This is a genomic window from Brevibacillus sp. NRS-1366 (genome assembly GCF_050467985.1).
This window is the reverse complement of record NZ_JBITPN010000053.1, coordinates 1-22,026: the sequence shown is the minus strand read 5'-3', so window position 1 is coordinate 22,026 and position 22,026 is coordinate 1. Positions and strand designations below refer to the sequence as shown.

Sequence of the window (22,026 nt, the reverse complement as noted above, 5' to 3'; positions counted from 1 at the left end):
CCATTCAAAATCCTCATAATCTTCGGTATTCAAGTGTTCACGGCATAAAAAAATCCTTTACACTGGTAAGGTCAGGTAGTTCCTGTCCAAATCCAACATAAAGGATCGACCATGGACAAGAATACCCTATTTTCTTCATTTGGTAAATGGATTGCACCCATCAATATTGTGAAATTTCAACAACGTATTGACGAAACGGATCAAGACAAGTACGTAAAAAAGCTGACAACCAAGGCATACCTTCTCCTGTTTTTACATGCACAACTTCAGCAACGGGAAGGACTTCGAGCCATTGCAGACGATGTTCTATCAAAGGAATTCCAACAGGAGCTAGGATTATCATCAATTAGTCCAGCGCAGCTTAGCCGAAAAAATAATCGAGTAGAACCTGCTTTGCTTGAAGGGATTTTTGTCGACCTTGTCCAGCAGATTCAAAAAGCCTCGGCCATACTTACTCTCTTCGAAAAGACATCAAGATCATCGATTCTACGACCATTGGGTTATGTTTGAATAAGTACAAATGGGCAACCTTCCGAAAAACCAAGGCGGGAATCAAGATTCATCTTCGTCTCGTCTTTGCCAACCAGGGGGATGTGTATCCTGAAAAGATCTCCCTTACTTGTGCCAAGTCCAATGACCGCACGCAAATGGAATCACTGATTGACGAGATTGGAGCCATGTACGTCTTTGATCGAGGGTACGTGGATTACGAAAAATTTGATGAGTATACAGACCAAGGCATCTTTTTCGCTTCTCGTCTGAAAGATAACGCAGAATTTCGTCACCTCTATGCTTTCCAAATACCCTCAGAAAGCTCTGTTTTATCGGATTCCATGATCCTTCTGGGAACTCCACAAAAACGGGTGGATAACGTGTTGCGGCTCATTGAAACGCTTGATTCGAAAGGAAACCGCATTCGTATTATTACGAATCGATTCGATCTGGAAGCAGATGAACTCAGCGACATCTACCGTTGGCGTTGGCAAATTGAGCTGTTTTTTAAGTGGATGAAACAGCATGTAAAGATCAAGACGTTTTATGGAACGAGTGACAATGCTGTACAAAATCAAGTCTTTCTCGCTCTCATTGCCTACTGCCTATTACTTCTTGTCAAACTGGAAAGGAACAGTCAGCACAGTCTGTTGCAAATCAGTAGGTGGCTCAAAGTATTTCTTTGGCAAACTTTTGAGGAATGGATCGGCAGAATGAATTACCAGTCCAAACGAACATCAAAAGGCCGACAGAAAAGGAAATAGATGTTGTTTGTCGTCGTCACGGTTGTAATAAATGTATATAACCACCAAATGGATAGTGGCTACCTTTTGCTGGTGTCTGTCGTTTTTGGTTGCGAAGCTGGAAATGTGATTCAGAATACTTCGACAAAGGATGGGCTCATTTTTATGCAACGATAGTGATTACAACAAATCAAAATATTTTGCTGCGTTTAAATAAAATACATCTTCCAGCTCCTCTTGACTTAATCCCATCTCCTTCAGTTCTATCAACGGATAAGGATAAGCGAAATTGTCAGGGGTGACATAACATGTTGATCCAAAAAGAACCCTCTTGGTTCCATGTGATTTAATAAAACTTTTTAAATCATTACCTACAGATACCATACAACCTGTATCAAAAAGAATGTTAGAATGTTTTTTCGCAATATAGCTCATCCATTCTCCCTGACTTATACCTGAGAAGGCATCTAACGCAACAAAAGTTATTTCAGGGAACTCATCAGCCAATATCTCTAATCGCCATGGCGCCTCCATGTTCGATTCAGAAATTACATGAATAAATACTTTTAAGTTATGTTTTTGAATACGTTCTAATATTGGCCACATCAGTGCCGTGTTAATTGCACCTCCCTGGAATCTGTGATGAAACACAAGTCCATTCAGCTTCAATTCTTCGTGAATTCTATCAACTTCCTCCAGCGAGGCTTCACCATGAGACAATTCCACTAATCCCATAGCGACCGGAAAAAGATCGGTATGAGTATCACGGTATTTGGCTATAAAATCGTTCATTCTTTTTGTATCTTGAATCCCATTCATCATAGAATAAGAGTTTCCTGGCAGAAGACATGCGTGAGTAATCCCATGACGTTTCATTTTTTCAGAACGGAGTATATAATCGTTTTCAATCATCCTATCCATGTCAGCATCCGCTTCCGCTTCTTCAATACCGCTTTCAGCACCGATACGTAAAACTCCGACATGATGATGAATATCAAAAATCTTCATAATTTGTCATCCTCCATATAAGTGACAAGAAACAAAATGATTGGAATCCACTTCTTTTTTTATCGGAACTTCCTTTTTACAAATATCAATTGCCATTGGACATCTTGTATGAAAAACACAACCGGAGGGTGGATTTAACGGTGAAGGAATTTCTCCTCTGAGTATAATTCTTTCCCTTTTTATGTTTGGCTGCGGAATAGGAACTGCAGACAATAAAGCTTTGGTATACGGATGTAGAGGTTCTGAGAACAAACGATCGGTAGGTGCCTCTTCTACTATGTGTCCCAGATACATGACTCCAATTCTATTACAAATATGGCGTACGACGCTTATATCATGAGCAATAAATAAATAACTTAGTTTCAATTCATCTTGTAAATGCTGTAATAAATTAATGATTTGTGATTGAATTGAGACATCAAGGGCAGATACGGGTTCGTCGCAAATAATCACCTTCGGATTAACGACAAGCGCTTTCGCTAAACCTATGCGCTGCCTTTGTCCGCCTGAGAATTCGTGCGGATACTTATAAAAATGTTCTATACTTAGTCCAACCTTATCAAGGATATCCATGACCTGATCTATCCGTTCTTTTTTTGTACCCAAATGATGAATCTTAAGCGGTTCTTCTAACGCATCTCCAATTCTTTTTCTTGGATTTAACGAGGAATATGGATCTTGGAACACCATCTGCAACTGCTTCCTAATCTTTTGTAATTCTAGACCTTTTAATTGAAATACATCCTTTCCTTGATAATAAGCTTCCCCTTCTGTAGGTTCTGTCAATCGAAGAATGGTTCTTCCCGTAGTACTTTTTCCACATCCTGATTCGCCGACTAATCCAAATGTTTGCCCCTCATACAATTGAAAGGAGACATCGTTAACTGCCTTGACCAGACATTCTGTTCTTCCTAAGGGACTTCTAACAGGAAAATACTTTTTTAAACCCTTTACTTCAAGGATTGGATCATTTTTTTTCATATCAGACGTTAACATAGCTGCTCCTCTCCTTTCTTGCGATATCCTCGTAGTGCCAACACCTTACTGTTTGTTTGTTTGAACTTCTTGTTAATTCAGGCATTTTTGCATGACATAGATTATCGGCATAACTACATCTGGATGCAAAACGACAACCTTTCGGAATCGAATATAGAGATGGAACAGATCCCTTAATGACATGGAGCTTTTGCGATCTGTCACCGTCCAGCTGAGGTATGGATTTCATTAACCCTTTTGTATAAGGGTGGAGTGGAGTGGAAAATATGGTCTCAACATCTCCTTCCTCAACGATTTGCCCCAGATACATCACAATAACTCTTGTACAGATCTCAGCAACCACACCAAGATCATGAGTAATGAAAATAACACCCATTTTCAGCTCTTCATTTAACTCTGTTATTAAATCTAAAATTTGAGCTTGTATGGTTACATCTAATGCAGTTGTCGGCTCATCAGCAATTAATATTTTTGGTTGGCATGCAAGTGCTATAGCAATCATTACACGTTGTCTCATACCTCCTGACAATTCATGAGGATATTCATTGAATCTCTTTTCAGGTGCTGGTATGCCTGTTAATTTCAGCAACTCAATGACTTTGTCATACGCTTCTTTTTTTGATATTTTTTGATGGAGCATAATTGATTCCACAATTTGATAGCCAATGGTGTAAACGGGATTTAGCGAGCTTAGAGGATCCTGAAATATCATGGAAATATCATTGCCTCTAATTTTTTGCATTCCAGACAAAGACAAATTTAATAAGTTGGCTTCTTTAAAGTTAATTTCTCCTTCGTATTCCACTGTATATTTTTCATCAAATAGCCTGAGGATTGATTGGGATGTAACGCTTTTTCCGCAACCTGATTCCCCTACCACCCCTAAAATTTCCCCTTCTTCCAGAATAAATGAGACATCATCTACAGCAGTGACCCTCCCTCGTTCTGTATTAAAATGTGTTTTTAAACCTTTCACATGTAAAAGAGGTTGATAAACCATCAAACGAATCCCCCTCATATTTTAGTCAATCATGATTATTTTTTAGTTGATTTTGTATGGGGATCAACTAAATCTCTAAATCCGTCACCTAGCAAATTTAAACCTAAAACTACAGAGACAATACACAAACCTGGAAAAACCACCATCCACCAAGAAGAAAAAATAACTAATTTTCCATCATATAAAATATTTCCCCAACTTGGATGTGGTGCTGGAACACCTGCTCCTAAGAAACTTAGAGCGGCTTCAACAATAATAGCAGTGGCAAATGTAAACGTTGCTTGGACGATTACTGGAGACAACGTATTCGGGGCAATATGTTGCCAGATGATCCGAAAAGATGATGCTCCAAGTACCTTCATCGCTTCAATATATGTTTCTTCCCTGATTACCAAAGCAGTTGATCGAACAATTCGAGCAATGTTTGGAGTATAAACTATACTTAACGAGATAATAACGTTCAAAACAGAAGGACCGAGTGCAGCCATAAGAGAAATTGCTAACAATATGGGCGGAAAAGCCATTAATCCATCGCAAATCCTCATTAGAAAGTTATCCAATACCCGATAATAACTGGCATACAGCCCGATAATAACGCCTAGAATTGTCGCAATGATGGTTACAGAAAACCCAACGGATATAGATATTTGAGCTCCGTAAACAATTCTGCTTAGCAGGTCACGACCAATGTTGTCAGTTCCTAATAAGTGGTCAGTATTTGGGGCTATAAGTCTGCTTTTGGCGTCCATTTCATAAGGATCATAAGAAACCAAAAAGGGACCAGCAATAGCAAGAAGAGTTATTAAAATGAAGATAGTAAATCCTGTGACGACTAATTTATTAGAACGTATTCGATGAAACAACAAAGTTCTTTGTTCTTTTTTTAGCTTTTTTTGAATTGTCATTCGTTGTACGTGTTGTTCAACGACTTCCATATGTTTCGTCTCCCCCTTTATTTATTATTTAAACGGACTCTTGGGTCAATTACTCCATAGAATAGATCGATTACTAAGTTAATGAATACATAAACGAATGTGACAAAAAGTACCACACCTTGGATGACTAAAAAATCACGTCGTTCTATTGAATTAACGATAAGTTGGCCAATCCCAGGAATATTGAAGATCGTTTCTGTTACCGCTGCTCCTGTAATTAAAATTCCGAATGTTTGGCCTATAACCGTTAATATTGGAAGAAAAGCGTTCCGTAATATATGTTTGTAGATAACATCTCTTTCCTTAACACCTTTTGAACGTGCAGTTTTAACAAAATTGGCGTTTACAACCTCTAACATGGATGAACGCGTCATACGAGCAATTAATGAAGCTTGGATACTTCCTAATGAAATCGCGGGCAAAATTAAAAATTTTAGATGTTCCCACAAACCACTACTTAAAGGTTGATATCCAGCAACAGGAAACCATTTCAATTGTACAGAAAACAATAACACTAGAAATAAGGCTAACAAGAAGCTGGGTAAAGAAATACCTAATAATGAAAGTCCCATCATTGACTGATCCGTGAGGGTACCCCTGCGATTTGCAGCAACTATACCTAAGGGAATTCCAACAACAATCGCTAGTATCTCAGCTAGAATGGAAAGGGAAGCAGTAGGTCCAAGATGCTTGTAAATGACGTTTGTTACTGGTTCATTCATAAAAAACGATTGACCTAAATCACCCTCAAACATATCTGTCATCCAGTTAAGATATTGAATATACAATGGGAGGTTTAAACCGAGCTTCTCATTTAATTCCTCAATTTGCTGTGATGTAGCATTTTCCCCTAACATTGCAGAAGCAGGTCCACCTGGGGTCAGATGTATGATCAAAAAAACTATTACCGATACGATAAATAGGATGGGAAGAAGAGATAGCACCCGTCGGAAAACATATTCTTTCAAATTATGGCCTCCCTTTGTGAAAAGTTACTAAGAAAGGATACTTCACCAATAACCATTACGTTACTGGTGAAGAATTTACCACTATTTCTCAACTGATGTATTCCAATAAATTGCTCCCATAAAATTCGTGAACCCTTTTACTTTCTTTGTCGAAGCTGAATAAAGGTTATAGTATCCTAAATTCACAACAGGGAGAAATTCCCAAGAATACGCTTGTAAATCACCCCATAGTTTCATTGCTTCTTTTTCTGTTGGGGCTGTTCTTATCGCTTTTAACATGGATTGGATCTTTTCATTTTTCGCATCAAAGTACCCTTCTTCATAATAAAAATGTTCTAAAGGTGTCATGACCGATGGATTTGATAGAACTTTCATATGCCAATTTTTTGGATCCTTTTCTTTTTCGGTGAAGGTTGGCCAGTCATAAATCTCCAGTTTAACATTCAACCCGACCTCCTTCAGCTGCTGTTGCACCACTAAGGAGGCATTATAATAATTACTATAGTCGCGTGTCGTCATTAGTATAATCTGTTCACCGTTATACCCGGCTTCTTTCAAAAGACGTTTGACTTTTTGTGGATCTTTCTTGTTAAAATGCTCTACTCCTTTATCACTGTACCAAATACCTTTAGGCATATAAGAAGATTGCAATTTATATAGAGCTCTATTGCTGAAGGTAGAGAATAAAACATCATCAATAGCCAATGCGGAATTGACAGCTTGCCTCATTTTTATGTCAGCTAAGGGGCCTTGATAATTGTTAAAAATTAGAGCTAATGGACCAAATTCAAAAGGATATACCTGCATATCCGGATCGTTTTTGAATCTCTCAAATAATTCATTTGGTGGATTTCTGATGAGGTCATATTGGCCTGATTGAAGTCCTGCTACTCGTGTAGAAGGATCCTTTACAATATCAAAATAGATATCATTTAAAAGGGCCTCTTTCTTCCCAGTCAATCCGTCAGCAGGTAAATCCACCGATTTATAGTCTTTGTATTTAGTAAAATGGATATATTGGTCTTGTTTCCACTCAACAAACTTGAACGGACCAGTTCCGATAAATTCTTTTACTCCTGATGTGGGATCAGCAGCATCAATTACTTTCTTGGGCATGATATAAGGAGCTTGGGTTATTCCTGACAATACAAACAAAACTAATGAAGAAGGCTCATTTAACTTCAAAGTAACCGTATATTCATCTTTAACTTCAAAGTCCCCTTTTCCCAGGATGGTTTTTGCCGTCGGAGATAATTCCTTCCACCGATTCATAGAGGCAACTACATCCTCAGCTTTCATTTCTTTATTGTTGTGGAAAGTAACCCCTTTCCTTAAATGAAACGTATATTCCTTACGATCTTCACTTTGTTCTATTGAGTCTGCTAAAAAGGGCTTCGGTTCACCTTTAGAATTTAAAGTGACAAGTGTCTCAAAATTATTTCTTGCCAACCAGGTTACCAAGGTTGAAGTTGAAATATGTGGATCAAGTGTGGGAGGTGATGTTGGTTCTGCAACTCTCAATACTCCTCCGCTCACTTTATTAGTTTCATCACTATTATTCGTGTTAGTCGCTTTGTCACTACAACCGATTAAAGCCGAGACAAGAGTTAATGCAATCATAAAGATCCCAAGTTTTCTAAACCTCATTTTTAACCCTCCCTAATATCGTATACTATTTCTAAAAAACGTTTTTTTGTTATAGGATCTCCCCCTTCGAAAAACCGATTTATTTTTATGCTCACAGATGGTTGTCATGTTAGTCCCTACAAGAAGTTATCGAGTTGTGAGAGTTACTTGTTTCTTTATCGTTCAAAGAAAAAAACCTAGTAATCGGCAAATAAATTACGAACATGCGTTCATAACCTTTAAGCCGAATACTAGGTTTTATTGTTTACATAAGAAGAGGTTGTCTTCTTACAGCAAGAAAACCAAGTAATGTTAAATTTTAGAGTGAATTTTGTATACATATTAGCATTTATAGAATAAAAATTCAATTAATTTTTCGGAATATTAACAACATTATTTTAGATGAATTCTAAATCCACTAATTCGATTAGTTTTGCCATTTGATCATTAAGTTCTGGGGTTGCATTCATATCTACATCACCTCATGAAGGTAATTCATCCATAGGTAGCCCGTCGCTACTTTATTAAGGTGAAAATCTTTATTTTGAATGCGCTTTCATTTTTTGGGACAATACGAAAAATTCGCTCCAATTTTAAGGGATTGAAATTCACCAGAGTCGACCTATCCTGTATAAACAGGAATAGATCGATTCTGGAAAATGGAAATACGTCATGAATTTTTACCAAATCAGATTAAAGTAGAGATTAATTTTGACTCTAAGAAATCATTTAAACCGTTTGGACCTCCTTCTCGGCCCATACCACTCTCCTTTACGCCGCCGAATGGCCCTTCCACTACAGCCAGACCAATATCATTAATTCCGACCATTCCATACTCTAAAGCCTCCGATACCCGCACCGACCGGGAGAGATCTTTTGTAAAGATATAAGCGGCAAGTCCGTAATCTGTGTTATTAGCTTTTTCTACCACTTCATCTTCGGAATCAAATGTAGTAATTGAAGCGACTGGTCCAAATGTCTCCTCATTTGAAATAAGCATGCTTTCATTGATGTCACACAATATCGTCGGGGAATAGAAATATCCTTCTTTGTATCCTTCAACAACTGGCTCTTTCCCTCCAATAATCAAGGTAGCACCTTTACCGAGAGCATCCTCTACATGGCTTTTTACTTTCTCCAATGCATTTTTACTAGTGAGAGGACCAACATCCACATTCCCATCCAATCCGTTTCCAACTTTTAATGCTCCGACTCTTTCCTTAAAGAGGACAAGAAAGCTTTCCTTAATTGAGCTTTGTACATAAATTCGATTAGGGCATATACATGTTTGACCAGAATTATAAAATTTCACTTGAGTGGCGCTTGCTACTGCCTGTTCCAAATCCGCATCTTCAAACACAATAAGTGGAGCATGACCACCCAATTCCATTGAAACCCTCTTTACTTGATCAGCGGCTTGTTTTAATAATTGTTTTCCTACAGGTGTAGAGCCAGTAAAAGTAATTTTCCGAATACGTTTATCGCTCAGAAGTGTTTCTCCGATCTTTACAGGATTCCCCGTGACCAGATTGAGAACACCGGCTGGAACGCCAGCTTGTTTCGCGAGCTGGCAAACCTGAACAGCGCTTCCCGGTGTCAATTCAGCTGGTTTCAGTACAACTGTGCATCCTGCTGCCAGCGCCGGGGCGATTTTCCTGATCACCATTGACAAGGGAAAGTTCCAAGGGGTAATAGCCGCCACCGGCCCCACTGGTTGACGAATAACTTTTAATCTTTTATTTCTAATAGGCGCAGGGATAGTTTCACCGTAAATCCTCCGTGCTTCTTCAGCGTTCCAAAGAGTATATTCTGCAGAGCCTTTCACTTCGATGATCGCCTGTTGAATTGGTTTACCCACTTCCAAACTAATGGTGCGAGCGATATCTGCCTCATTTTCGAGAAGCAGCTGGGATAAGCGTCTAAGAATCCGAGCTCTCTCTGCAGCAGGCTTTGTTGACCATTCTGGAAATGCATGATAACTGGCTTCGATTGCTTTTTTTGTATCTCTTTCATCCCCTGCTGCAGCTTTGCTGACAACTTCGCCACTAGCCGGATTTACAACGTCAAAATATTCTCCTGAAATGGGCTCGATCCATTCGCCATTGATGTACAATTTATAGTTCTCGATCTTTGTAATAAGAGACATACTATACCTCCGAATGGTTTTGAATTTTTTACTGTAGTACCATTGGATACTCTCTGTAAAACGTTACTTTACCTCCTGTTCGACCGTTGCAACAGAATCAGAAATAATATCGATAATTTTCCCTACTTCCTCTTTGGTTGTAATCAGTGGAGGAGCAATGGCAACAACACTCATCCCGCTAAAGGCAAGTGGGCGCACAATTAATTTTCTCTTCATACATTCTATAACTACCCTTTGAGCAACTCTCTCGGACGGATCGAACAGTTCTCCACTTGCCGGATCCTTGAATAGTTCAAACCCAGCCAACAACCCCAATGTTCTGCCTTTCGCGACAATGGAATGCTTTTCTTCCAGGTAGTTCAAACCTTTTTGAAGTTCTTCTCCCATTTTCAATGAATTCTCCACCAATTTTTCCTGCTCAAGAATTTCAAGGTTTTTCATTGCCACGGCACATGCCGTTGGATGACCACTATACGTAAAACCATGAAAATATACGTCCTCTGTCATTTCAGCCAATTCATCTCTTAGTTTTTCTTTTAATAGAACAGCCCCTAATTGTACATAACCGCTGGTAATTCCTTTAGCGATTGTCATAAGATCAGGTACAACGTCCCAGTTGTTCACACCGAACATTTTTCCTGTGCGACCAAAACCAGTAATGATTTCATCAGCAATCATAAAAATTCCAAATTCATCACACAGACTGCGAACTGCCTGTAAATACCCATCTGGAGGAATGTTTACGCCGCCAGTTCCTTGTACTGGTTCCATAATCACCGCTGCTATCGTTTCAGGCCCTTGTTTTTCAATAATATCCCGGATACACCCCTCATAATTGGGGTCCGTTTTATCCCCTAATTCACAGTTGAGAAGAAACGGCTTCGCTTGAAAGAAATCGGGCGCTAGCGCTGTTGTAAAATCTTGAAAACTCTTTATGCCTGTCGCGCTGGTCGCTCCCATCGTTACTCCGTGATATGCACGATCAAGGGAAATAATTTTGGTACGTTGTGGCTGTCCCTTCAATTTCCAATAATTACGGACCAGTTTAAATGCTGTATCGTTTGACTCTGAACCACCAGAAGTAAAAAAACTAACATTTAAGTCCCCAGGGGCTAATTCTGCAAGTTTTTGAGATAACAGAGTCGCAGGTAGATGGGTATTGCCATGGAAAGACGAAGTGTAAGCCAATTTCATCATCTGTTCCTTCGCTGCTTCAGCAATTTCTTCTCTCCCATGACCAATGTTGACATTCCATAAAGTAGATACTCCATCAATAAATTTATTTCCATGAATATCAGTTACGTAAATCCCCTTTCCTTCTACAAAAATATTGGCCGGACCATTCTGATAATGTTGTTTAAGTGGTGTAGTTGGATGAAAATAGTGTTTTCTATCTAATTCCCTCAATTTATCGATTTCTACGTGAGAATAATTTGTTTGATTCATGGACAATTCCTCCTAAGATATTATTTTACTTATTTTAGAGCCAGAAAATTTGCTGTGGCATGAGCTAATAGATTTCCAGCCTGGTCTCTAACTTCCCCTTGTGTGGCAAAAGCACTCTTGCTTTGATAAATAACTTTTCCTGTCGCAATGATCTTTCCCTTATCGGTATTTGACAAAAAATGGATATTTAGGTTTGTTGTAACCACCCTAGTTTGACTGATGGCCTTAGCAGATAGGCCCATGACATTATCTAGTAAACTTGCGTAAACTCCGCCATGAACCAAGGAACTGGCATTTAGATGAATGTTTTCGTTTATGTTTAGTACAATTCTGGATACTTCGGAATCAATAGTTTCTACTTCGCATCCGATAAGTTTCCAAAACGGTACCTCCTCCATCGTCCTTTTGGTCTTTAGGAAAAGACTTTCTTGGAAGTTTTGGTTTCTGATCATTTCGCTTTCAACCCTGAACCAAGCGCTTCTGTTAATCTTTTTATTGCGAATGAGCTGACGGTTACAAATTCGTGGACGATCTCACCAGCTGGCTTGATAGTTTTCACCAGTCCGACTCCTTGCCCGCAGGACGTGACACCCGCAGAAATATCTCCTTGCTCCATCATCTTGATATAAGCTTCACCACCTACGACTGTAAGCAATTCATCAATCCCTGCACCATTTATTTCCATCTCAATTACCTTGTCCGCATTTGTGGTGTGGATTACCCGATGGTTTTTCCTGATAGAAGTCTCAATAATGACAGTATCGGTTTCCTTTGCTTGAAGATATAATGACTTGATATTCTCGTGAGCAAGTGATTCATCACTCAAAATAAATCTTGTCCCGACCATGACCGCCTCAGCTCCGAGAGCCAAGCCGGCTGCTAACCCTCTACCATCCGAAATTCCTCCCGCCGCAATGACTGGTATCCTTACGGCGTCGACGATACTTGGAACTAACACAAATGTAGATACTTGGTCCAATCCGGGGTGTCCCCCTGCTTCGTACCCTGTTGCCACAACTGCGTCCGCGCCCAGTTCCTGGACCTTGAGTGCGTGTTTTACGGATGTGACAGCATGTACCCACATAATGCCGTGATTTTTTAGACGTCCCACATAATCGCTCGGATTTGCGCCCGATGTAAACACGATCGGAATTCGTTCTTCAACGGCAACGTCGAAATACATTTCCGGAGATCTACGCCGACCGATGGAAATATTTAATGCAATAGGGTTGCTTGTCAATCTCCTAGTCTCTCTGATCTCGTGTAATAGCTCTTCTTTTGTGTTAAAAGAACCAGCGGTAATGACTCCTAATCCACCGGCATTGGCTACCGCTGCCGCCAAGCTGGTTCTGCCCAACCTATGCATACCGGCCTGAATCAAGGGGACTTTGATACCAAACATCTCTGTAATTCTTGTACGAAACATACACGATCTCCTTTTTAGAATTATTTATTTAAAAAATTCAAACCCCTCCATTAATTTTTAACATCCGCAATATCTCTTCGTTGTGTTCTCCTAGTATCGGAGGATGACTTCGAATTGTACCCGGGGTCTTGGAGAATTTCATTGGGATACCCATTACTTTAAGATCTGGGACTTTCGGGTGAGGTACATGAACTACCATTTCCCTTTCTTGCATTTGAGGATGATTCAATGAATAATCAATATTTCCCGCAGGTGAGCAGGGGACCCCAGCATCTGATAGTTCATCGACCCAATCTAGCGTATTTCGTGTCATCAAAATACTTTCAATCAGTGAATTTAAAGTAAGTGCGTTTTCAACACGCCCTTGGTTTTTTCTATACGCTTCGTCGTTCAACTCATCATTGTTTATTTGCTTACAAAATCTGGACCATGTTTCATCATTGCCAATTCCAATAACCAAATAGCCATCTTTGGTCTTATAAGCTTGATAGGGTACCATTCTGGATAACCCGCTACCCTCTTTCTCAGGTAATTTGCCTGTAGCAAAATAACCGACCGCGTGGTAATTCATCCAGGACGCCAAAGATTCCATTAAGGAAACATCTACTTTCTGTCCTTCACCCGTCTTATTTCTATGGTTGAGAGCAGCCAAAATTCCCGTTAGAGCGAACATACCAGTAGCTAAATCCGCGATGGATATACCAACCCTCACTGGAGGACTATCTGGATATCCGGTAATTTCCATCAATCCTGAAAATGCTTGTAACGCAATGTCCAGACCAACACGATTGTTCAACGCTCCAGTAGCTCCATATCCTGAAATGGAACAATATATGAGACTCGGGTTCACTTTTTTTAAATCTTCATAGCCCAAACCCATTTTTTCCATTTTGCCCGTGCGGAAGTTTTGTATGAGAACATCGCTCTCCTTTACCAGCTTCAAAAACATTTCCCTGCCCTCATCAGACTTGACATCCAGCTCCACACTTTTTTTATTACGATTAACGCTCATGTAATACGTACTCTCACCATTCCAGAAGGGGCCCCAGTATCTGGAGTCGTCGCCCCGGCCCGGCATTTCAATTTTAATAACGTCTGCGCCTAAATCACCCATTGTCATTGTACAAAAAGGACCTGCCAACTGCCTGCTTAAATCAACCACCTTAATACCATCCAAAGCTCCTTTAACCATAACCGTTCTCCTCCTCTACCATTTACACAGATCGTAATATTTGTGACCGTTGTTGACCTAAGATCTGCTCGGATAATTGTCCTGCCTCAATCAGCGTTCCTAAATCTATCCCTGTATCAATCCCCATATCTTCAAGCAAAAACACGAAGTCTTCGGTACAAACGTTACCGCTAAATCCTCCACCGGATTTCACACGATTCGCAGGCGGACCCCCTATCCCTCCCAAACTTACATCGAAGTGGGTAATCCCTGCATGCAGTGCTGCTACTGTATTCGCTATTCCCCATCCTCTTGTATCATGAAAATGGGCAACAAAGGTGATGTCAGGAAACTCCAGTAACAATCTTTCAAACAAGGAATGGGACGTAGCGGGATTTGCCATGCCTGTCGTATCCCCGATGGTTATGAGTTTTACACCTCGATCAGCGAAATGCTCGACCATTTTGAGTACTTCATCTGTCTTCACTTCCCCTTTGACGGGGCAACCAAATGCAGTGGAAACGCTCACTAGAACATCAAGCTTTTGCTCCTTGGCCATGCCTACCATTTCGTTTAACTGTTCCAGCAGTTGTGCCTGTTCCATCCGAACATTGATCCGGTTGTACTCTTCACTAGCAGCTATAACAAAGCTGACTTGTTCTGGGCCATAACCCGCTAGTTTGGCTTGAATCGCTCTCTCCAGAGCTTTTTTATTCACGCATGTCGCCTTATAGATAAGGCCGTCTTTACGAACAAGTGCCCTCAATACTTCTTCGGAATCCCGAAACTGAGGAACATATTTCGGATGACTGAAGGAGGTGGCTTCAAGCTTTCCAAAACCTGCTTCGTCCAGTAAGGATAACATCCGTACTTTTTGTTCTGTAGGGATGAATTCCGGATGGTTCTGGAGCCCGTCACGTCCCCAGCATTCACATAGATGAACCATTTTGGGAAGAATCATGTCTATTGACTCTCCTTGTAACCAGTTTGCGATATAGATTTATTCATATTTTGTTTCCATTCCTGTACTCCCTTTTTCCATTCCTGATTGGAAATGATCGTTTCAATCGCCTGAATTTCAAAATCAGTTGCTGAAATCATATCCACTTCCATTCCCACATCAATAGATTTTTTGGTCAGTCTGATTGCAAGCGGTGGATAACTCGCAATAGTTTCTGCCGTAGTTCGAACAGTTTCTTCAAATTCCTGTTCAGGAACTAGCACTGCGGTTAACCCTATACGATAAGCCTCCTCTGCACTGATGGTTTTTCCTGTAAGCAAATAATACTTCGCACGGCTTTTCCCCACCGATCTTGGTATTCTTTGCGTAGCACCAAGGGTTCCATATATCACTTCGGGATAACGAAAAGAGGCATTTTCAGAGGAGATGATAAAATCGCACGCTGTCGCTATTTCACATCCGCCCCCGTAATTTTTGCCGTTGACGGCACAAATCATAGGCTTCTCTATACGTTGTAGACTTTCGTAGGTACTACGCGCTAGCAATCTACGTCTACGCACCTGTTCCGTCGTCGTCATCCCTTCACGTTCTTTCACATCCGCACTGGCGGAAAAAACTCCTGGACAAGCGGAACGTATAACAATCACGCGTACTTCTTCATCCCTGTCTAGGGCGATGCATACTTCACTCAATTCTTGTAACATTTTTGAATTGAGCGCGTTTCGCTGCTCCACCCGATTTAAAATCACATAGGCAATTGCCCCTTCTCTTTGCAGTAAAATTGTTTCAAATTCCATTGGATTCAACCCCTATATCGTTGAATTTTCCTTTAATAAGGCAATTTGTTCTTCTGAATACTGTAAAACCTCGCGAAAAACAACTTCTGTATGCTCACCCAATTGTGGAGGACGACTGACTACTTGATATCCGCCAGATTTAAATTTAGCCGGAAAATTAAGATAATGAAGCTCTCCCAATAACTCGTGTTCAATCGTACGAAACATACCTCTATACTTTAATTGGGTGTCCTGAACAATGTCCTCCAAACGATTTACCGGCCCACATGGTATTCCCGCTTCAGCACATCGCTCTACAATGGCCTTTTGTTCATAGAGAGCAATTGCACTTTGAATGAGCCTCATAGCTTCCTGCCTGTTCCGCAATCTTTGAGCGTTTGTACTGAATCTATCATCATTAGCCATTTCGTTATCAATCCCCATCGCATTACAAAACTTGAACCATTGCGCATCGGTAACTGAAATCTGCACATACTTGCCATCCTTTGTTCGGTAAGCCGAGGATGGAACCCGCCCTGGGTGCTCTGTCCCCTTCGGCTCAGGCATTTTTCCCGTAAAGTTATAAAACGCCATTGCTAATGGAAGAAGGTTTACAACACAGTCATACAACGCAAGATCAATGTATTCTCCCCGCCCAGTTCGTTCTCGCTGAAAAAGACTGGCTAAAATGGACATGGTAGCAAAAAACGCCCCTGAATAGTCCCCGATCGGTACACCCGCTTTAACTGGTTCCCCGTTTCCAGTTCCGGTAAGGGCCATCATTCCTCCCATGGCTTGGAATATGGTGTCAAATCCCTTTTGTTTACGATAAGGGCCTTCTTGGCCAAATCCGGATATATCGCAATAAATTACATCAGGTTTAATTTCACTTAGTGTTTCATAATCAATTCCCAGCCTCTTAGTTACGCCTGGAGAGAAGTTACAAACTACAACTTCACTTTGTTCTAAGAGAGCATGAATAATGGGGCGGGCTTCTTCTTTTTTTAGATCTAGAGTGATACTTTTCTTACTGCGGTTAAAGGCCGAAAAATATCCACTTACATTGTCCTTGATAGGTGCCCATGTTCTGGAATCATCTCCAACACCGGGATCTTCTACCTTCAAGACTTCTGCTCCCCATTCCGCAAGATACATTGTGCACATGGGGCCAGCAATATATCGAGAAAAATCCAACACGCGGATACCTTGAAGCGGTTTCATAGTGCTTCACCCCCTATTAAGCTTCTTTTTTGGAAATGAAATCGTTGACTCCTTTGGTAAAATCGCCTGTTGATCTCATCATGGCATTTGTATCTCTCGATGTTTCCATGGCATCGTGTGCATTCATTTCAGTTACCCGATAGAACAAATTTTTTGTCATTTGCAAAGCTCCCAAGCTGTGCCCTGCAATTTTTTTAGCCATCGCGATCGTTGATTCATCCAACTGTTCTCTTGGAACTACTAGATTAACAAGGCCCATTTTTAAGGCTTCATCTGCATGAACACGCCTTCCAGTGATAAGCAAATCAAAAGCATTTCGTCTTCCGACCAAGCGGGTCAAATTGGTCATAACCAGTGCTGCGACAAACCCCCTCTGGATTTCCGGATAGGAAAAGACCGCATCGTCTGCAGCAATTACAAGATCTCCCGTCATCGCAAGCCCGCAGCCACCAGCTAAAACATATCCCTGAACAGATGAAATCACAGGCTTACCGATTTTGTGCAACATCGAATATACTTCCATCGAAAGAGCTCCTCTTTCGCGAATGGCATCGCTACCGTTAGAATCTGATTTAAACTCCGAAATATCTGCTCCTGAACAAAATGATTTTCCTGCAGCATTCAAAATAACAACTTTTGTTTCGTGGTCTTCCTTCGCAAAAGTGAAGGCTTCTCTGAGCTCTAACATCATTCCAGTATTCAGCGCATTTAATTTATCCGGTCTGTTTAATGTAATCGTGGTGATCTGATCCTCAGTTTTCATTAATAAAAATTCAAATTTATTTGTCATTGAACGAGACCCTCCTATTTTGAAAGGTTAAATTTTTTTGGATAACTCGCCGGATAAAGCCATCATTTCAAGTGAATATTCCATTTCAAGAGTGGTTCTTTCTGAAAACAGGTTTTGATGATATTGTTTCATCAGTCTTGATTTATCCGACCCATGTTGCGTTAGACTTTTAGCTATACTCAATGCAGCGGGGAGAACTTCATCATCACGAACTACACGATTAACAAGTGCATAATGTTGCGCTTCGTTCGCATTTAAAATTTTTCCTAAAATAAGCAACTCGTAGCTTACTTTTTTCGGTACCCATTTTTTTACACCTAAGGAACTAACCCCGGGAAGAACTCCCAACTCGGCTTCGGGAAATCCATATTTCGCCGTTTCTCCCATGATCGCCATATCACACCACGTGACCAGTCCCGCTCCCAAGCCCAAAGCATATCCTTTGATTGCCACTATGATGGGTACTTGGCATTCTTCAAACGACTGGTACAGTTTTTTCAATATTCTATATTCCTGCCTATTAAGAGACAAGGAGCTTTCTTTGGCGCCTTGAATCTCCTTGAGGTCTCTTCCGGCTGAAAAAACCGGGCCGCCAGTGATAACCACACAGCCAATATTTTTCTCATGGTTTATTCTAGACATCAGCTCAATCATGTCATTGATCATGCTAGCATTAATGGCGTTTCGCTTTTCTGACCGGTTTAAGGTGACCAATGCCACTCCGTTCTCATCCACTGTCATCGTTACCAACTCACTCATTTTTCTCACCCCAGTTAGTTAAGTTTTCCACTTTTCGATAATGGTTGAAACCCCTTGCCCTCCAGCAATACACAAAGTGGCAAGGCCATAGCGAGCATCCCGCTTTTGCAGTTCATGGGCTAAAGTTACTAGGATTCTTGCACCCGAGCATCCCAACGGATGACCTAAGGCAATTGCACCACCGTTCACATTCACGTTTTCCCCATTACTTTGCCACTCCCTCATTACGGCAATAGCTTGAGCTGCAAATGCCTCATTAAGTTCGATCAGACCCATATCCTGTAATCGTAAGCCAGCCGATTGCAATGCCTTTGCCGTAGCTGAAACAGGTCCAATCCCCATTTCCTTGGGATTCACGCCGGAAGAACCAAAGGATATAATTTTGGCCATTGGAGTAAGACCCAATGCAAGAGCCTTTTCTTCCTTCATAAGAAGCATCACTGCCGCTCCATCATTTCTTCCGGAAGAGTTACCGGCAGTCACCGTACCTCCCGACTTAAAAACGGGGTTTTGCTTCGATAGCGCTTGCAATGTAGTTTCTCTCGGGTGTTCATCTACCGCAAATAAACGTACATTGTATTTACTTTCCTTGACACTAATAGGGACGATCTCATTATCAAAACGTCCAGAAGCTATTGCGTTTTTGGCTTTAATTTGGCTCCATACTGCAAATTCATCCTGCTCACTCCGGGAGATATTATACTTTTCCGCCAAAAATTCTGCCGTTTCTCCCATTGTGAATGTTCCAAATAATTCCTCAGGCTGGGATTTTGGTTGACTTTCCGTATTCGAATCAAAAAGAACCATATTGCCTGGTTTTATGCCAAATCGGTTGCCTACAAAATAATAGGGAGCTTGCGACATGCTTTCTACGCCTCCCGCCATTACAACCTCTGACTGTCCCAATGCAATTGACATATAAGCATTATGCACAGCTTGCATTCCTGATCCGCACTGGCGGTGAACAGTATAGGCAGAGGTAGAGATTGGTAGATCTGCCTTGAGGGAAGCTACCCGCGCGATATTCGGAGTGTGTGCACTTTGTTTGGTTTGACCGATTATCACTTCATCCACAATGTTCCCGTCATAACTGCTATGAGACAAACAGTTTTGGATTGTAATTGATACCAAATCTTCAGGAGGGATGTTAGCTAGCGATCCCCCAAATTTCCCGATAGGAGTACGTAATGCATTTACAATTACTACCATGGTATTTCCTCCATGTAATCATTTATTGAACACTGTTGAAAGAGCATCCAAAACTAGTTAGTTACTTGCTTTAAAAGTTGTTCATCTACGGTAAATGTTGCCTCCGTTTTTTCCTTGATTTCATCTAATGTCACACCAGGTGCAATTTCCGATAAAATCAGTTCGTGGTTAACAACTTTAAATACTGCCAATTCAGTAACAACCATATCAACAGAACGCTCAGATGATTTCGGGTAACCTAACAGCTTCACGATTTTTGAAGACCCGTCCTTGGTGGTATGGGTAATAGCCACAATTATTCTTCGGACGCCTTCAATAAGGTCCATCGCTCCCCCTACTCCCAAAACGTTTTGTCCCGGAATTAACCAGTTCGCTACCCTTCCCTGCTCATCTACTTCCAGTGCTCCAATGACAGCAACATCCACATGTCCACCGCGAATCATTGCAAACGATGCAGCGCTATCAAAAAACGAGGCACCTAAATTCACTGTGACCGGTATTTTACCAGCATTGACAAGGTCTTTATCGACTTCATCCGATTTGGCAACCTCACCTACTCCTAAAATGCCGTTTTCCGAGTGAAAGAAAATACCGGAATCTTCTGATAAGTAATTACAAACCAGCGTCGGAATACCTATTCCCAAATTAACAACTTCTCCTTGCTTAAGTTCTTTTGCAATCGTTTTGGCTATTAGCTCTTTCCCGTTCATCATCCTACCTCCTTTACACTCGATACCAAGTAATCCACATACAAGTGTGGTGTAATAATTTCTTTCGGTGACAATTGTCCAACTTCTACAATTTCATCAACTTCAACTATGACTGTACTGGCTGCCGTAGCCATGATCGAGTTGAAATTTCCTGCAGATTTCCTATAAATCAAATTGCCCAATTTGTCTGCTTTATGGGCCTTTATTAGAGCAACGTCAGCCTTTAGTGATTCTTGATACAAGTAATGTTTTTCTTTAATAAGTCTAGTTTCTTTATTCTGGCTTAACTGTGTTCCCACCCCAGCTAACACATAGAACGCACCAATTCCGGCTCCCCCGGCCCGGATGGCCTCAGCAAGGGTTCCCTGAGGGAGCAGTTCGATTTCGATTTCGCCCGCCTTATTCGCTTTGACTACGTCAATATTAGAGGTAAAGAAGGAACCAATTGCTTTTTTAACCTTGTTTTTTTTAGCCAGTTTGCCCAAACCCTTGTTGGGCTCTCCTAAATTATTGCTAATTATGGTGAGTCCAGTTACATTGGATTGCTCTAATGCGTCGATCAAGGTCAAAGGTGAGCCAGTTAATCCGAATCCTCCAACCATCAAAGTTTGGCCGCTTTGAATCATGGAAATGGCCTGATTAACATCAACGATTTTTGCCATTGTTTTTACCTCCAGAAAATAAAATAAACCTAGTAATCGGTAAATGCACAATGAACAACTGTTCAAAGTGTTCTTACCGAATACTAGGTTTGATTGGTTTCATAAAAAGAGGTTGTCTTCTTACAGCAATTAAACCAGTAATATTTAATTTTCAGTGTAATCCGTGTACCTCTGTACTGCAGTTTGTAAGGCAACAATAACTGCTTGTTGAGAAGGAGTAATAAGATGTTTTCGAATACGTTCAAGCAGCGGCTTGATCCCCTGCGACAGATCGTATCCAATCGCAATGCGTTTGATAAAATCATTTGACAACTCAGCTACGAAAGTGAATTCTATGTTTTCAATGATGTGAGTGTCAATGTTGATTTCAAGAACGAGACCAGCGTGCTTATAAACTTCATACATCGAAGTCCCTTGCGGGGCTTTTGCATATCCGCTTACTAATACTGTATTTATTTCATTCATAGCATACACCTTTTCTAATATGGTGTTCCTAGTGATTAATATATTAATATACCTTTTGCTAGAAATCAACATAAAATTAGTTTAATTATTTTGAATTTTTACTCCCCATTCACATAACTCTTCCAAAACGGGTAATAATGTTTCCGCTTTATCTGTGAGACTGTACTCGACTTTAGGGGGAACTTCAGGATACTCTTTTCGTTTCACAACACCATCTGTTTCCAATTCTTTAAGTTGTGAACTCAATGTTTTATAAGTAATAACTCCTATCTGTCTTTTCAGATCATTAAAGCGAACTGATTGGTTTTCTGATAGGTGGTAAATAACAACCATTTTCCATTTTCCATTTTCCATTTTCCACCAATAACTGACAATGTATAACCAAAAGGTGTATCTTGAATATTCTTAACTTTACCTTTGTATTCAGCCATACTCATATTTACACTATCCTTTCTGGTAGTACCTATCAATAAAGTGCGTACTATTTTTTATATGGTGAACGTCAAATAGGCCCCA

20 protein-coding genes and 2 pseudogenes are annotated in these 22,026 nt (G+C 40.6%); 1 reads left to right on the top strand and 21 read right to left on the bottom strand.

Going from position 1 to position 22,026, the window contains the following annotated elements:
- Nucleotides 1–111: 111 nt before the first annotated feature.
- Nucleotides 112–1,256, top strand: a pseudogene (locus tag ACIFQN_RS30715) (IS4 family transposase).
- A 159-nt stretch (nucleotides 1,257–1,415) separates the two neighbouring features.
- Here the strand turns inward: ACIFQN_RS30715 and ACIFQN_RS30710 are convergent.
- The 21 genes and pseudogenes from ACIFQN_RS30710 to ACIFQN_RS30610 form a co-directional block, all read right to left on the bottom strand.
- A complete protein-coding gene (locus ACIFQN_RS30710) occupies nucleotides 1,416–2,243 on the bottom strand; it encodes an amidohydrolase family protein (RefSeq protein ID WP_429836852.1) in 828 nt (275 codons plus the stop codon).
- A gap of 6 nt (nucleotides 2,244–2,249) precedes the next feature.
- Nucleotides 2,250–3,239 (bottom strand): ABC transporter ATP-binding protein, encoded by a 990-nt coding sequence (locus ACIFQN_RS30705; RefSeq protein ID WP_429836851.1) that lies wholly within the window; start codon nucleotides 3,237–3,239, stop codon nucleotides 2,250–2,252.
- On the bottom strand, nucleotides 3,226–4,239 hold the full coding sequence (locus tag ACIFQN_RS30700) for an ABC transporter ATP-binding protein (protein ID WP_429836958.1): 1,014 nt from the start codon (nucleotides 4,237–4,239) through the stop codon (nucleotides 3,226–3,228). The genes ACIFQN_RS30705 and ACIFQN_RS30700 overlap by 14 nt, the downstream gene beginning before the upstream one ends.
- A 35-nt stretch (nucleotides 4,240–4,274) precedes the next feature.
- Entirely contained in the window at nucleotides 4,275–5,174 is a 900-nt protein-coding gene (locus ACIFQN_RS30695) for an ABC transporter permease (RefSeq protein WP_429836850.1), read from the bottom strand.
- 17 nt (nucleotides 5,175–5,191) lie between these two features.
- Nucleotides 5,192–6,142 carry an ABC transporter permease gene (locus ACIFQN_RS30690; RefSeq protein ID WP_429836849.1) on the bottom strand — a complete coding sequence of 317 codons (951 nt, stop codon included), beginning with the start codon at nucleotides 6,140–6,142 and terminating at the stop codon, nucleotides 5,192–5,194.
- 81 nt (nucleotides 6,143–6,223) lie between these two features.
- Nucleotides 6,224–7,789 carry an ABC transporter substrate-binding protein gene (locus ACIFQN_RS30685; RefSeq protein ID WP_429836848.1) on the bottom strand — a complete coding sequence of 522 codons (1,566 nt, stop codon included), beginning with the start codon at nucleotides 7,787–7,789 and terminating at the stop codon, nucleotides 6,224–6,226.
- 667 nt (nucleotides 7,790–8,456) lie between these two features.
- Nucleotides 8,457–9,914, bottom strand: coding sequence for an NAD-dependent succinate-semialdehyde dehydrogenase (locus ACIFQN_RS30680; protein WP_429836847.1), 1,458 nt, complete (start codon nucleotides 9,912–9,914; stop codon nucleotides 8,457–8,459).
- Nucleotides 9,915–9,977: 63 nt separating this feature from the next.
- A complete protein-coding gene (locus ACIFQN_RS30675) occupies nucleotides 9,978–11,360 on the bottom strand; it encodes an aspartate aminotransferase family protein (RefSeq protein WP_429836846.1) in 1,383 nt (460 codons plus the stop codon).
- Nucleotides 11,361–11,389: 29 nt separating this feature from the next.
- A complete protein-coding gene (locus tag ACIFQN_RS30670; protein WP_429836845.1) occupies nucleotides 11,390–11,812 on the bottom strand; it encodes a PaaI family thioesterase in 423 nt (140 codons plus the stop codon).
- Nucleotides 11,809–12,786, bottom strand: coding sequence for an NAD(P)H-dependent flavin oxidoreductase (locus ACIFQN_RS30665; protein ID WP_429836844.1), 978 nt, complete (start codon nucleotides 12,784–12,786; stop codon nucleotides 11,809–11,811). The genes ACIFQN_RS30670 and ACIFQN_RS30665 overlap by 4 nt, the downstream gene beginning before the upstream one ends.
- Before the next feature lie 37 nt (nucleotides 12,787–12,823).
- Complete coding sequence (locus ACIFQN_RS30660) at nucleotides 12,824–13,978, bottom strand: CaiB/BaiF CoA transferase family protein (RefSeq protein WP_429836843.1); 1,155 nt, start codon at nucleotides 13,976–13,978, stop codon at nucleotides 12,824–12,826.
- A gap of 22 nt (nucleotides 13,979–14,000) precedes the next feature.
- Entirely contained in the window at nucleotides 14,001–14,918 is a 918-nt protein-coding gene (locus tag ACIFQN_RS30655; RefSeq protein ID WP_429836842.1) for a hydroxymethylglutaryl-CoA lyase, read from the bottom strand.
- 2 nt (nucleotides 14,919–14,920) lie between these two features.
- Nucleotides 14,921–15,715, bottom strand: coding sequence for an enoyl-CoA hydratase/isomerase family protein (locus ACIFQN_RS30650; protein ID WP_429836841.1), 795 nt, complete (start codon nucleotides 15,713–15,715; stop codon nucleotides 14,921–14,923).
- A gap of 12 nt (nucleotides 15,716–15,727) precedes the next feature.
- The gene (locus tag ACIFQN_RS30645) at nucleotides 15,728–16,915 is read right to left on the bottom strand and encodes a CaiB/BaiF CoA transferase family protein (RefSeq protein ID WP_429836840.1); all 1,188 of its coding nucleotides are present in this window, start codon (nucleotides 16,913–16,915) and stop codon (nucleotides 15,728–15,730) included.
- 16 nt (nucleotides 16,916–16,931) lie between these two features.
- Nucleotides 16,932–17,705 (bottom strand): enoyl-CoA hydratase/isomerase family protein, encoded by a 774-nt coding sequence (locus ACIFQN_RS30640; protein WP_429836839.1) that lies wholly within the window; start codon nucleotides 17,703–17,705, stop codon nucleotides 16,932–16,934.
- Nucleotides 17,706–17,732: 27 nt separating this feature from the next.
- Nucleotides 17,733–18,464, bottom strand: a complete 732-nt coding sequence (locus ACIFQN_RS30635) for an enoyl-CoA hydratase/isomerase family protein (RefSeq protein ID WP_429836838.1) — start codon at nucleotides 18,462–18,464, stop codon at nucleotides 17,733–17,735.
- Nucleotides 18,465–18,482: 18 nt separating this feature from the next.
- Nucleotides 18,483–19,673, bottom strand: coding sequence for a thiolase family protein (locus ACIFQN_RS30630; protein WP_429836837.1), 1,191 nt, complete (start codon nucleotides 19,671–19,673; stop codon nucleotides 18,483–18,485).
- Nucleotides 19,674–19,726: 53 nt separating this feature from the next.
- On the bottom strand, nucleotides 19,727–20,383 hold the full coding sequence (locus tag ACIFQN_RS30625; RefSeq protein ID WP_429836957.1) for a 3-oxoacid CoA-transferase subunit B: 657 nt from the start codon (nucleotides 20,381–20,383) through the stop codon (nucleotides 19,727–19,729).
- Nucleotides 20,383–21,045, bottom strand: a complete 663-nt coding sequence (locus ACIFQN_RS30620; protein ID WP_429836836.1) for a CoA transferase subunit A — start codon at nucleotides 21,043–21,045, stop codon at nucleotides 20,383–20,385. Before ACIFQN_RS30620 ends, ACIFQN_RS30625 begins: the two co-directional genes overlap by 1 nt.
- 144 nt (nucleotides 21,046–21,189) lie before the next feature.
- Entirely contained in the window at nucleotides 21,190–21,510 is a 321-nt protein-coding gene (locus ACIFQN_RS30615; protein WP_429836835.1) for a DUF3870 domain-containing protein, read from the bottom strand.
- Nucleotides 21,511–21,591: 81 nt separating this feature from the next.
- Nucleotides 21,592–21,947 (bottom strand): annotated as a pseudogene (locus tag ACIFQN_RS30610) (winged helix-turn-helix transcriptional regulator).
- Between the last annotated feature and the right edge of the window lie 79 nt (nucleotides 21,948–22,026).